This is a genomic window from Vibrio sp. V42_P2S4T144 (genome assembly GCF_009904715.1).
In the GTDB taxonomy this organism is placed as follows: Bacteria; Pseudomonadota; Gammaproteobacteria; order Enterobacterales; family Vibrionaceae; genus Vibrio; species Vibrio alginolyticus.
Genome location: NZ_WXWS01000151.1, coordinates 1 through 12,508 on the forward strand (window position 1 = coordinate 1; position 12,508 = coordinate 12,508).

13 protein-coding genes are annotated in these 12,508 nt (G+C 46.8%); 11 read left to right on the plus strand and 2 right to left on the minus strand.

Going from position 1 to position 12,508, the window contains the following annotated elements; genetic code table 11:
• The 11 genes from CAG68_RS04900 to CAG68_RS04950 all read left to right on the plus strand — a co-directional run.
• Positions 1-1,859: cytochrome c biogenesis protein CcdA (locus tag CAG68_RS04900; RefSeq protein ID WP_161440839.1), on the plus strand; the 1,859-nt coding region annotated here is incomplete at its 5' end.
• Entirely contained in the window at positions 1,856-2,371 is a 516-nt protein-coding gene (locus CAG68_RS04905; protein ID WP_086046927.1) for a protein disulfide oxidoreductase, read from the plus strand. The genes CAG68_RS04900 and CAG68_RS04905, both read left to right, overlap by 4 nt.
• 161 nt (positions 2,372-2,532) lie before the next feature.
• The gene (locus tag CAG68_RS04910) at positions 2,533-3,165 is read left to right on the plus strand and encodes a class I SAM-dependent DNA methyltransferase (protein ID WP_005376705.1); all 633 of its coding nucleotides are present in this window, start codon (positions 2,533-2,535) and stop codon (positions 3,163-3,165) included.
• Between the two features lie 25 nt (positions 3,166-3,190).
• The gene (locus CAG68_RS04915) at positions 3,191-3,946 is read left to right on the plus strand and encodes a class I SAM-dependent methyltransferase (protein ID WP_086046926.1); all 756 of its coding nucleotides are present in this window, start codon (positions 3,191-3,193) and stop codon (positions 3,944-3,946) included.
• Between the two features lie 19 nt (positions 3,947-3,965).
• Positions 3,966-4,391, plus strand: a complete 426-nt coding sequence (locus CAG68_RS04920; RefSeq protein WP_161440840.1) for a GNAT family N-acetyltransferase — start codon at positions 3,966-3,968, stop codon at positions 4,389-4,391.
• A gap of 3 nt (positions 4,392-4,394) precedes the next feature.
• Positions 4,395-4,955, plus strand: coding sequence for a GNAT family N-acetyltransferase (locus CAG68_RS04925; RefSeq protein ID WP_086046924.1), 561 nt, complete (start codon positions 4,395-4,397; stop codon positions 4,953-4,955).
• Between the two features lie 228 nt (positions 4,956-5,183).
• Positions 5,184-6,317: an efflux RND transporter periplasmic adaptor subunit gene (locus CAG68_RS04930; protein ID WP_065274694.1), complete on the plus strand. Its 1,134-nt coding sequence runs from the start codon at positions 5,184-5,186 to the stop codon at positions 6,315-6,317.
• Complete coding sequence (locus CAG68_RS04935; RefSeq protein WP_047103361.1) at positions 6,310-7,581, plus strand: TolC family protein; 1,272 nt, start codon at positions 6,310-6,312, stop codon at positions 7,579-7,581. Before CAG68_RS04930 ends, CAG68_RS04935 begins: the two co-directional genes overlap by 8 nt.
• Complete coding sequence (locus tag CAG68_RS04940) at positions 7,578-8,792, plus strand: ABC transporter permease (RefSeq protein ID WP_047010017.1); 1,215 nt, start codon at positions 7,578-7,580, stop codon at positions 8,790-8,792. The genes CAG68_RS04935 and CAG68_RS04940 overlap by 4 nt, the downstream gene beginning before the upstream one ends.
• A gap of 2 nt (positions 8,793-8,794) precedes the next feature.
• Positions 8,795-10,078 carry an ABC transporter permease gene (locus CAG68_RS04945; RefSeq protein ID WP_086046923.1) on the plus strand — a complete coding sequence of 428 codons (1,284 nt, stop codon included), beginning with the start codon at positions 8,795-8,797 and terminating at the stop codon, positions 10,076-10,078.
• A 22-nt stretch (positions 10,079-10,100) separates the two neighbouring features.
• Positions 10,101-10,805, plus strand: coding sequence for an ABC transporter ATP-binding protein (locus CAG68_RS04950; RefSeq protein WP_086047150.1), 705 nt, complete (start codon positions 10,101-10,103; stop codon positions 10,803-10,805).
• A 66-nt stretch (positions 10,806-10,871) separates the two neighbouring features.
• Here the strand turns inward: CAG68_RS04950 and CAG68_RS04955 are convergent, their stop codons facing one another.
• A complete protein-coding gene (locus tag CAG68_RS04955) occupies positions 10,872-11,555 on the minus strand; it encodes a topoisomerase I (protein WP_086046922.1) in 684 nt (227 codons plus the stop codon).
• Between the two features lie 75 nt (positions 11,556-11,630).
• Positions 11,631-12,508 (minus strand): leukocidin family pore-forming toxin (locus tag CAG68_RS04960; RefSeq protein WP_161440842.1); only part of this gene is annotated, 878 nt, incomplete at its 5' end.

The following is a 12,508-nucleotide window of genomic DNA, read 5'->3' on the forward strand; positions in this document are numbered from 1 at the left end:
GCGTAGCACCATCTATTGATTGGCAAAATTCACAAAATTTATCCAAAGTGGATTGGCAATGGCCGCACCCACAAAAATTCGAACTATTAGGTATCGAGACTCTTGGGTATAAAGGCGACACTTTGTTCCCCATGACGCTGCACGTCGAAGACATGTCCAAACCTGTCACGATTGATGCGGTACTGACACTTTCTTCTTGTACGACGATTTGTGTGCTGACCGACTATCAAATTCAATTGACGTTCTTGCCTTCTGATCTAAAAGTCGATGAAGACGTGATGTTCAGTTACGCTCAAGCAGTGAGTAACGTGCCGCAGCCATCGCCGTTTATTGATGTTACTCAGGCGAGTTGGGATGCGAACCAATCGAAACTACAAATCAAGCTACAGAACAGTCAGGGTTGGCAACAACCACAAGTGCTGGTGGATGGTGTCGATGAAGCAACGCGAGACTATAGCTTCAAGCTTGAAGGAATGCATCCAGAAGGAAACATCGTCACCGCGAGCTATATCGTTGATACTTGGCTGGGCGATGTGGAGTTAGATGGTCAGTCGCTGTTTGTGACCATCAAAGACACCAATTTACTAGCAGAAGAAACCACTCAAGCAACTGCTGAGGCAATAGTTGAACCGCTGCCGAGCACGTCTCTAACGAGTGTTTTTCTATTCGCGTTGCTCGGCGGTTTAATTCTTAACATTATGCCTTGCGTTCTTCCGGTTTTGGGGATGAAGCTAAGTAGTATTGTTGCCGCTCAAGGTATCGAGCGTCGTCAAATTCGCGCTCAGTTTGTTGCCTCGTCACTTGGTATATTAACGTCGTTCTGGATTCTCGCTGGTTTTATTTTGGTGCTCAAGCTAACAGGTAATGCCATTGGTTGGGGCGTGCAATTTCAAAGCCCCTGGTTCTTAGGTTTGATGGTGTTGGTCACCACTTTGTTTGGGGCCAATATGCTGGGGCTGTTTGAAGTCCGTCTATCATCGGGTACCAATACATGGCTGGCCTCGAAAGGTGACAACTCGTTAGCTGGACACTATGTGCAAGGGATGTTTGCAACCTTGCTTGCTACGCCGTGTTCTGCGCCTTTCCTAGGAACGGCCGTGGCGTTTGCCTTGGGTGCCGACGTATTAACGTTATTTGCAACCTTTACAGCATTAGCATTGGGTATGGCACTGCCTTGGCTCTTAGTCGCTGTGTTTCCAAATATCGCGCTGAAACTACCAAAGCCTGGCTCGTGGATGAATGTCGTTAAAATAGCGTTTGGCATAATGATGCTGGCAACCAGCGTTTGGCTACTTTCATTAATGGCAAATCATGTACCTATGTTATGGATTGCACTCATCGCTGTGGTTGCTTTTGTTGTAATGATGGCAAGAGTTAAGAAAGTGTATGGTGAGAAAGCGCTTGCTGTATCCGGAACTGCGTCATTAGTGTTGATAGCTGGTGGCCTGTTACTTGGTAGTGTCACTGCCGACCAATGGGCGACACCGCTTCCTGAGGACTTAGCGTGGCAGAAGCTTTCTAACTCGGCGATTGAAGATCACGTCAATAATGGGCGAGTGGTGTTTGTGGATGTCACTGCGGATTGGTGTGTCACGTGTAAAGCGAACAAGATCGGTGTGATCTGGCAAGATCCTGTCTACTCATTGCTGCAAAGCCCTAATGTAGCGACGTTAAAAGGGGATTGGACACATCCGGACGGCTCGGTAACTGACTTTTTACGAGCTCATGGGCGTTACGGTGTGCCGTTTAACATCGTCTATGGCCCGGCAGCGCCGCAAGGTATCCCGTTACCTGTGATTCTGACTGATGATGTTGTTTTAAGTGCGGTGAAGCAAGCGAGTGGGGGAGCTATTCAATGAGTTCGACAAAGCGGCGTAGAACATTCCGATATTGGCTCGTTCAAATCGTACAGATGGTGCTCATTGTCACCGTCATTTCCATCGCGATGGATTGGTATCGCACTAAAGATATTCCTAAACAGGAGTCACCACCATTGAGCTCAGTCTTGAGCGATGGCGAACACTTCGATGCAATCGCGCAAAGTTATGAACAACCTGTCGTTGTTTATTTTTGGGCGACTTGGTGTCCCGCTTGTAAATTTGTAAGCCCAAGCGTGAGTTGGCTGAGTGATGACTACACCGTAGTTGGCGTTTCTGGATCGTCGGGACCGAATGAGCGTGTGGCGCAGTTTATGAGGGCAAAAGAATATCGTTTCGAAAACATAAACGATCCTTCAAGCGATATTATGCGCGAATGGAAAATTAGCGTGACCCCAACCATTTATGTTTTAAGAAATGGTGAAACTTCCTCTGTCACAACTGGCGTTACCACTCCGATAGGAATACTAGCGAGAATTTGGTTAGCTCGATAACGCTATAAAAATCCGATATTCAAAATATTGAGTATCGGATTTTTTTGTTGTCCTAAACAACCAGTCGGTCACATACCATAAAGAACTAGTTAACCAATAAGTGTCTAGATGCTTATTGCGTGCTACATTCGAGCATCGTTCTGGTTATCAAGGAGGAAACGATGAACGTAGCAAAAATGTATGATGATGTGTCGGATCGTTATCAAAAGTTGGTGGATGACAGTCACTACGTCGGTCCACGTTGGATTTCTGAGAAGTTAAAAACCTTTCCCATCGAGCAAGGCTCGGTTCTCGACCTAGCCTGTGCGACTGGCAGTATCGGCCATGTCGTAAAAAGTCACTATCCAGAACTCGCCATCCATGGCTTAGACATCTCGTCCAAAATGGTTGATAAAGCGCGCCAAACTAACCTCTATCAAAGCGTCGCGGTTCATAATCTCGATGAGCCATTTTCCCTTTTGTTTGAACAAACCTTCGACCTTATCACCGCACTTGGTTTTACTGAGTTTCTAGCAGAGCCTCAACAACTTCTGGAGTGCATTTCGCATAAGCTAACTGCGAATGGACGATGTTTTATCAGCTTTCAATACCACGATCCGGATGGACAAGATTTGCCTCGAAATACTTATAGTGGATCGGTCGTGCATACGGCATATACCGAAAGTGAAGTTGAGCAACTCTGTCAGCAAGCGGGGTTGGAAGTGGTTTCCCTAGAAAATGTGATTGGTTACGTATCTGGTGTTGGTTATGTGTGTCGATACTTGATGCTAGAGCTGAAAAAGTCACACCGCTGAAATAAGTAACAAACAAGGATTGTTTTTGAAAACACAAGATTTAACCGAGTTCGGGTCTGGCATTGAATACGATGCTCAATACGACCAGCATTACCATCACGACATTGCTTTTATCACAAGGTTAATCGAAGAAACCAATGCTCGAAGTGTACTGGATGTCTGTTGTGGTTCCGGCATTGTCACGATTCCAGTCTCTGAGCAACTCAACGAAGCCATTGGCATTGATATTTCTGAAGGGATGCTCAAACACGCAAAGGACAAAGCCAAAAGCAGGAGTAACTTGCGTTTTCTTCATCTCGACGCAACCCAGTTTTCGTTAGGTAAGAAGTTTGACCTAGCCATAATGACAGGGAATGCATTCCAAGCCTTTTTAAGTGATGAGATGCTAGCAGGTGCACTGAGCTCAATATCAAGACACCTCGAAAAAGGTGGGCGATTTGTCTTCGATACGCGGTTACCAACGCCAGAGAATCTAGAACTGGATAATGAGATGGCACTGTGGCAAACCTATGTTTCTCCAACCTATGGTGAAGTGAATTATTTAGGTATGAAGGCCGAGTATGACTTGCAAACATCCATCATGTATTTGAAGAAAGAGCGCCATTTTGAAGGTGGAACGATTGAGTATTCCAGCATTGATTTAAAATATCGTCCGCTGGAAGACATAGAGGTTTTCCTTGAACAAGCGGGATTCAGAATCATAGAGAAGTACCAGTCTTGGTCAGCGCAAGCATTTGAGGCGAATGCCAACTCGCTTGTCTGTGTGGCTAAGAAAATATAAATCAATGTTGAGGGATACAATGCAAGGATTTCAAATTACTACGTCGTTAGATGACATGGATTTAGACGTTATCTACGAGTTCATTTCAAACAGTTACTGGGGAAAGGGCATTCCAAGAGAACGCCTTGAGAAGTCATTGCGCCATTCGTTCTGTTTCGCGGTTTTGGATGATGAAAATCAACTCGTTGCTTTTGCTCGGTTAATTACCGATCGTACCACGTTTGCGTACCTTGCCGATGTGTTTGTTATGGAGGTACACCGTGGTAAAGGCATCAGTAAGTGGTTGATCTCAGAAATTGTTGCTCATCCAGAACTACAAGGCTTACGCCGTATGATGCTTGCAACCCGCGATGCTCATGGGTTGTACGAACAGTTTGGGTTCACTCCTATTGCTCCAGTAGAAAACTTTATGCAAATCTGGAAACCGAATGTTTATCAGAGCTAAATCATGATGAGAGTTGAATCTCAACAAGTGGCAATCAGATACCTCAAAACAACAGACGCTGCTCCCCTGTTTGAAAACTATTTAGGCGATGAGAAAGCATGCCGCTTCCTCAATCGCCAAGCCCACCAAAATGTTAATCAAACCCTTGAAGCTATCGAAAGATGGTGTGCTCAATATGATCAAAAGTCTCCCAATCTCTTAGTCTTCGCTATTGAAGAACTCACTTCTCAAACTCCTATTGGTTGTCTGGTGCTGATACCTGAGCAAGACAGCAGTGAAATCCATTTTGGTATTTCTGCTCGCTATCGGGGAAAAGGCTATGCAACCCAAGCCTGCAAACTTGGCGTTGTCTACCTGCAAAGCTTGGGTATAACGCGCATTCGCACCGCCCCGCATATTGGCAACCACGCGAATATCCGTGTGTTGGAGAAATGCGGCTTTATCAGCCAAGGCATTTTAAAAGCGCATGCAGTTTTTCCTGCTCTAGGACGTGAGGCGCAAGACTGTATGGATATGCGATTGGAGGATATCGAACAGCGCCATTTTGCACATTGTTCAGAATGAAAAGGGTGGTGGTTGAAACGAGCGGTTACAGAGCATGTTAGTCGCCATCGTAGACAGCGTCTTTGCTGAATGATTCCTCGAGATTTTTTTAGTCTTTGATTGTCAGAGGTGACTGACAAAACCATACCAACTGTGACAACCAAACCGCTATTAAAGCAGGATATTATTCCTTCAACTTTGTGTTTTAGGAGTAGTCATTAGACTACCCAATAATTGTTGGAATAAATAATGACGAAACGTTGGCTTGTCTCCGCAGTGAGCATTGCGCTGCTCGGCGGTGCTGCGTACTTCTATCTCCAATCTGCCGCTCAACCAGAATTACTGCCTACATTGATTGTGGAAAAAGGCACGATTGAAAAACAAGCGGTGGCTGTTGGTAAAATTGTCCCTGCACACTCTGTGTCTATCAAGTCACAAATCGACGGTATCGTCGGTGAAATTTACGCGAAAGTTGGTGAAAAGGTGAAACAAGGCCAGCCGCTGATCAAAGTGCGTCCAAACCCAACCCCCCAAGCATTAACGGATGCATCGGCAGAACTCATGCGTAGCGAAGCCGATCTGGAATCCGCCAAACAAAAACTGTCCAACTTAGAAAGCTTGGTCAAGCAGGACATTATTCCAAGTAACTACGACGAATACGTAAGTGCGCGCTCGGCAGTCAAATCTGCGCAAGCGGACGTATTGCAAAAGCGCCAGAATCTCGAACTCATCCGCAGTGGCGAGGCGTCTATCGGCGATGCACGTTTAACGTCGACGATCTACGCGCCAATTGATGGCACGGTACTCAACCAGAAAGTTGAGGTCGGAGAGCCGATCATCTCGACTCAATCAAGCCAAGCCGCGACTGAAATGATGTCATTGGCCGACATGAACAGCCTGATTTTTAAAGGCAGCGTCAGTGAGCATGATGCTGCGCAGTTGTCTCCGGGAATGCCCGTTATGTTGACGGTTGCGCCTTATCCTGATGTGGCGATTTCTGGTGTGCTAACCAAAGTGGCGATTCAATCTGAGAACCTTAACTCACCAGAAGGCAACGCTTCGGCAAAAAGTTTTGATAACGGTTTTGAGGTTGAAGTGGGAGAACTCAAGATCCCACAAGATGTGTTGCTTCGTTCTGGGTTTTCGTCGACGGCTCAAATCATTCTTAAGAAGTCTGAAAACGTACTCACGCTACCGGAGCGCGCTCTGCAATTTGATGGTGACGCACCGAATGTTCTGATCCCCGATAGCTCAGAACAAGGGTTTCATAAACAACCTGTGAAACTCGGTCTGTCAGATGGCATCAATGTCGAAGTGCTTGACGGCGTGGAGCTTGATGAAGAGGTTATCGACAACAGTATGATGGGAGCGGCGCATGGTTAAGCTGCAACGATCAACAATCGCCTTTGCATTGTTGGCTGCCACGCTCAGTTTGCCGACCTACGCAATTTCTATTGAACAAGCTTGGCAACAAGCAAAGCAGAACGATCCAAATTACGAAAAAGCGAAAATCGGCGTCCAGCTTGGCGAGGTTGGCGTACAGAGTAGCCGCAGTGCGTTATTGCCGGGTTTAAGTGCCAGTGCGTCAGCGGATTGGAATGAGTCCTCAAGCCATTCGAACAGTTACGGCGCTACCTTATCTCAAACTATTTGGGATAGCAGCTTGTGGTCGGAACTGGATCAAGCGAATGCCAATTATCTCAAAGCACAGTTAGAGCTATCTCAATCGCATAACGAGCTTGCGCAGAAGTTTCTCACTGCTTACCTAGATGTGGCAAGCGCACAGGGCGACCTCAAATTGGCGCAGTCCAAGCTGGAGGAGGGGAAAGAACTTCTCAACATCATCGAGAAACGCTATCGAGCAGGCAAAGTGAAGTCGGTTGATGTTGAAGAGATGCGAGCGAATCAAGTCTCTGAGCAAGCAAGTATCCTCAATGCAAAAGCCGATCTCGAAGTGAAAAAAGCAGATCTTGCGGCGTTAATCAATCAAATGCCCGAGAGTGTCGACCAAATTCGAACGGATTCTTTGATTCAGCCACCGATGCTGGTGAACTCTCAGGAGCAATGGCTAAAGCTAGCGACAGACAGCAGTCCAGAGCTGTTGGTGGCGGCGCAGATGGTGAAAGCGAGCGAGTTCGCGAAAGATTCAGCTAAAGGTGGATACTACCCGACCGTCAAAGGCAGTGTGGGCTACAGCGATGGTGACAATCGTTCAAACGGCGAGTTTAACGCTGGGATTAGTTTGAGTTTGCCGATTGACCTCAATGGTGCAGTGCGAGCGAAAGTGGACGAAGCATCGTTGAACATTTTAAGCGCCAAGCAAGATATGCGTAGAGTGGAAATTGATATTCAGAAACGAGTTATTCAGCAGTTTACGCAGGTCGATATCAACTGGAATCAAGTTTTGATAGCGAACGAGCTGGTTGAGTCGCGCGCCAGAGTGTTGCAAAGCAAAGAGAAACTTTACGACGCTGGTCTGCTTGAAGTGTCGGAAGTTATCAGCGCACACAACAGCTTGTTTGAGGCGAAAAACAGTCTGCAAACCAACTTGTACAGCTACTGGCGTAAGAGAATCGGCTTACTGCAAACCGCAGGGAAACTCGATGACGATACCATGGCGTTGATCTCTCGGGCTTTTCATTCATGAGCAGCCTATTGCAACAAACTTGGCAAACGTTGATGGCGCACCGCATGAAGAGCGTGCTAGCCATTATCGCGATTGCTTGGGGCGTGATCTCTGTGGTGGTGTTAATCGCACTTGGCGAAGGCTTTTATCGCCATCAGACCCAGTCGTTTTCGTTTATGATCAACAATGTGCAAGTGGTGTTTCCATCGAGCACCAGTAAACCGTGGCAAGGGTTACCTTCAAGGCGACAAATTGATATTCCACAAGAAAAAGTCGACATGATCAAACAGTCGGGCTTCGTGCAACAGGCGTCGAGCGTTTACGCCAAATGGGATGCGAATATCACCAATCTCAAAGGACAGAATTTATCGAGTACGGTCAGCGGTATTGATACGTCTTACTTTCCTTTAATGCAACGCAAGCTGCAATCCGGTTCGAGAAACCTGTCACCCAGTGATATGGACAACCACACTCGCGTGGCGGTGTTAGGCGATCAAATTGCGCAAATGGGCGGAATCCAAATCGGGGATAGGCTCAAAGTCAACGGCATTCCGTTTTTGGTGATTGGGATAACCGTTGGTGAGGACACTGGCATTTCATTCGGCGATAGCCGCACGGTTTTCATTCCTCAAACAACGTACCGCGATTTGTGGGATGCGAAACCTTGGATGGTATTGATGAAGCCGAGAGAAGGGATGGATGCATCGTCGTTTCGACAAAATATCGTGAACTTTTTCGCCAAGCAGCTTCATTTTGACCCAAGTGATAAAGATGCGGTCGAATTACCCGATTTTAGTGAAGGTGCGGCGGTCATCAGTGGAATTTTACGTGGCATTCAGATTTTTCTTGGAGCGAGCGGCGCGATGACCATGGCGGTCGGTGCGCTTGGCGTTGCCAACATCATGTTTTTATCTGTCACGGAGCGCACGCGTGAAATCGGTGTGCGTTTGGCGATCGGGGCGACTCAAAAATCCATACTCAGTCAGTTTATTCTTGAGGGGCTTATTTTGGTAGCTGTGGGCACGGCATTAGGTCTGATGTTTTCGTATGCCGTGGTATCTGTCCTAAGCAGCATGGCGTTACCGGAATGGATTGGTTTGCCTGTGATCACGCCAGATTCCATTGCTTGGTCTTTACTTGTGACGCTTATCTTGGCATTGATGGCATCGTATTTCCCAGCAAGGCGAGCATCGCGTCTCACGCCAGTCATTGCTTTGAGTGCGAGGGCCTAGTCATGTTGTTACCGATGAGACAAATTTTCCAAGAAATGGCCGCAGAAAAGCTGAGACTGGGTTTGACCATTCTGGCTGTAGCGTGGGCGACCCTTTGTATCGCTGCTATGTTGGCGGTAGGTGAGGGTATTCGTCAGGGCGTATTGAAAACCGCACAAAATGGTAACGGCAACTTGATTTATTTGACCGGAGGGATGGCCACCGTCGACCACGGTGCTTTTCACCAAGGTAAGTTTCTGACACTAAAAATGGACGATTCAGAGGTCGTTCGAGCGTTACCCGATGTAAAAAGCGTTGCGCCAACGGCGAAGTGGAAAGAGCGTATCACCGTTGGTGACAGAAGCTCGTGGCAAGAGCCGTTAGCGGTCACGAGCGAGTTTCAATCCATGACCAATTTGGTGCCGATGGCGGGGGGGCGATGGTTAAACCCACTCGATCAAAAAGAGACGCGCAAAGTCGTTGTACTGGGTTATGAACTGGCAGCCGACTTATTCAACCCGAATGAGGACTTTAGTTGGTTTGCGACAGTCACATTGCAAGTCAACCCTGTGGGGAAAAAGGTAAAAATCGGCAATGAGGAGTTCACTGTTGTGGGCGTATTGGAGAAAAACAGCGCCCAAATAGAACTGGGGGATCTTATCAACTATTCCAGCTTTGTGCCGTTAGCGACGTGGAAGCGATTTCATGTCAACGGTGAAATTGGTGGCATCAATGTGCAGCCACAAGCAAATGTAGACCGAGAAGCCTTAGCAAAGACGATCAGGCAAGTGATTGCCCGTAAACACGGGGCAAGTATCAGTGATGAACAGGTCGTCCAAGTTGATGATATGTTCCTTAAGCAAAAGAGTATGCAGCAGTTTCTGATAGGTTTGCAGAGTTTCCTTGGCATTATCGGCTTCGTGACGTTAGCTGTTGCTGGCGTTGGCATCGCCAATGTGATGTATGCCACCGTAAAGCGATCTACGCGTGATATCGGTGTGCGCATGGCAGTCGGTGCAACCCCAACGGCTATTCGCATGCACTATTTAGTACAGTCTTTATTGACAATGATGATGGGGGGGGCGTTTGGGTTAGCCGTGACGTACGCGCTGGTGTCTGCCATCAGTTCCATTCCTTTAGAGGGCAATGCCTTTTATGAACAACTGGGTAAACCTGTCCCTGAGTTGTCGTGGGTCGTTGTCGCGATTGTCATCCTCACCTTAGTGATCATTGGTGTGGCATCTGCATGGTTACCTGCAAACCGAGCCGCAAAAGTCAGCCCGTTGGAGGCGCTACAAAGTGAATAACAACAATAACTCTGGAGAGAACATGTCGAACAAGCCGCTTGTTGAGCTGACCAACATCTGCAAATACTACTCAAGTGGGGAGGCGGAAGTTCGCGCGTTAGACGGCGTTGACTTAACCATTAATCAAGGCGAGTTTCTTTCGATTCTTGGCCCGTCCGGTTCGGGGAAATCAACGTTGATGAATATGCTCGGCTGTTTAGATAAGCCCACAGATGGCGAGTACCAACTTGGCGGCCAAAACGTCGCAAGTTTAAGTGCGAATGACCTAGCTGGCATTCGTAACCAAAAGATCGGGTTTGTCTTCCAAAGCTTTAACTTATTGGAATACGCGACGGCGCTCGATAACGTGGCGCTGCCGTTGGTTTACTCTGGCATCAAAGGCAAAGAACGTCGCCATCGCGCCGCCAAATTGCTAGAGCAAGTCGGGCTAGGGGATCGTTTAGACCATAAACCAAACCAGCTTTCTGGTGGTCAAAAGCAGAGAGTCGCTATCGCCAGAGCGTTAGTGAACGACCCTCAAATCATCCTAGCTGACGAGCCAACCGGCGCGCTCGATTCAAAATCTGGTGCTGAGATCGAAGCTCTGTTCAACCAACTCCACGCCGAAGGTAGAACCTTAATCATCGTGACGCACGATAACGCTCTGGCAGAGCGCACTAAACGCATCATCACCATCAAAGACGGCAAGGTAATTTCGGATAGGGTGCCGGTAAGTAGGGATAAATGAGCTTTTCTTAATTGAGAACTGAGTTTTAAGGGAAATAGCGATACAGAGGCTATCTCCCTTTACTTTTTATTGGCGATGTTCGTTTTGTCTCTCTTTTATCAAGTCATGCTTTTTTTCTTTAAGTAGAGTGATTGCGAGCTTAGTGTCCTCAATCAATTTACTGTTATCGTTGAGATCGTTGCTCTTCAAAGGCAAAACTAGATAATGAATGCTGCCATCTGCATTCTGTACTCCGGTAGCGATGATGACATCACCTTCAGACGCCGTACCAAAATACTCTGATACGACTTTGGTTTCGCTGACACCGTAGCTATCCAAATAGGATGACTCCGTATTGTCAAACAAGATAGGAACCCCTTGCTTAGCTAATGTTCGCAATTGCTTTTGCTTTTGCTCGTCGAATGGATAGTCGGTCGTACTGATGTAACTTACCTGTTCAGCTTCAATAAAATCGTACAGTTCATTGCTCAGTTCATTTAATGGGGCAGATATCCAAGGTGTAGCTGGAATGACGTCGGAAGTATCATCATTGCCACTTTGTGGTGTTGGAGTGGTAACCACCTTTTGAGCAGCATTGCTCTCAGGAGGCGTTACACTTATTGTCGCAGCGTCTTCTGTCTTGATTTGCTCGTCAAGGCTTGCAACAGGTTCGGTCTGGGCATTCTTGTTATTTGAATTAATCAGAAATATGGCGAGTACTGCACCAAGTGCTAGCGCCGATCCAGTCAAGAGTTTTTTGTTACTTGTCATGTGTCATGTCTTACCGTTTATTTCATTAGTAAATACGGCGGCCACTTATTTATTCCGTGGCCGCAGGCTAATAAGTTAGTGGTAGAGATCGTCATTCCAAGAGATAGTTATGGCTCGGCTAGTCTCTGTCCATTGACTGCTATCACGATTTTTCTTCCAGGTATTTTCTGGTGTGGTATACCAGCTACACCAGTCGCGACCAAAGTAGTAATTGGTTTTTCGCCAACCAGCAACCAGCTTGATCTCTGATGTATCTAGGCCATCTTGAATGTCATTTTTTCTATATACGACGCCGACTTGTGGTTTAAAGTCTGAACGCATAACGACAGGTAACTCATTGTAATCAATCAAATTACCCATGTCACAACTGGTCCAACGATACAATAACCAGTCTTTAGCTGGCGTATTATGGCGGATAGTCTTGTTTTCAATTAACCAATTAATGCTTTCGTTAGCTTGGTTAAAATCGGCAACCGTTTGAAACTCTGGCTGGTCGTACGTTACACGGTTGCTCCAGGAGATTCCCCCACTAATATTTGGAGAAGTAGAAGCACTGAATCCAAGGTTAAAATCTAGCGACTCACTGACAGATGCCGTTGCAATGGTGTTTTCTGGAGCATGGCTCATGTGGCGTAAAGGGGCGCCATTTAAATAGCTCAGTGCCAGCTTAAAAGCCGTTGGAACGGTGTAACGGTAATCTCCCCCAGTAGCAAAACCATAGATTTGTTCTTTGTTTGGAACATTAGTCATGTCGAAGCCAGAACCGCCATTTAGGATCAACTTGGCTTCTTTAGCGCCATTTGGTAGCAAAGATTGGTTCCAGACATTTTCTAAAGAATAAATTAAGCGGATTTTTTTCGAGCGTGCATCACCATCATCAAGCTGAAGCAATGTCGAAGTGTAAGATTTCAATGTATCTTCAGCATGTGCTGGTGCTAAAGAACCAAGTAAAG

What these genes read in the sequence shown, in the direction of transcription:
- CAG68_RS04905 (WP_086046927.1), top strand. Translation starts at nt 1,856, where the DNA reads ATGAGTTCGACAAAGCGGCGTAGAACATTCCGATATTGGCTCGTTCAA.
- CAG68_RS04910 (WP_005376705.1), top strand. Translation starts at nt 2,533, where the DNA reads ATGAACGTAGCAAAAATGTATGATGATGTGTCGGATCGTTATCAAAAG.
- CAG68_RS04920 (WP_161440840.1), top strand. Translation starts at nt 3,966, where the DNA reads ATGCAAGGATTTCAAATTACTACGTCGTTAGATGACATGGATTTAGAC.
- CAG68_RS04925 (WP_086046924.1), top strand. Translation starts at nt 4,395, where the DNA reads ATGATGAGAGTTGAATCTCAACAAGTGGCAATCAGATACCTCAAAACA.
- CAG68_RS04930 (WP_065274694.1), top strand. Translation starts at nt 5,184, where the DNA reads ATGACGAAACGTTGGCTTGTCTCCGCAGTGAGCATTGCGCTGCTCGGC.
- CAG68_RS04935 (WP_047103361.1), top strand. Translation starts at nt 6,310, where the DNA reads ATGGTTAAGCTGCAACGATCAACAATCGCCTTTGCATTGTTGGCTGCC.
- CAG68_RS04940 (WP_047010017.1), top strand. Translation starts at nt 7,578, where the DNA reads ATGAGCAGCCTATTGCAACAAACTTGGCAAACGTTGATGGCGCACCGC.
- CAG68_RS04945 (WP_086046923.1), top strand. Translation starts at nt 8,795, where the DNA reads ATGTTGTTACCGATGAGACAAATTTTCCAAGAAATGGCCGCAGAAAAG.
- CAG68_RS04950 (WP_086047150.1), top strand. Translation starts at nt 10,101, where the DNA reads ATGTCGAACAAGCCGCTTGTTGAGCTGACCAACATCTGCAAATACTAC.
- CAG68_RS04955 (WP_086046922.1), bottom strand. Translation starts at nt 11,555, where the DNA reads ATGACAAGTAACAAAAAACTCTTGACTGGATCGGCGCTAGCACTTGGT.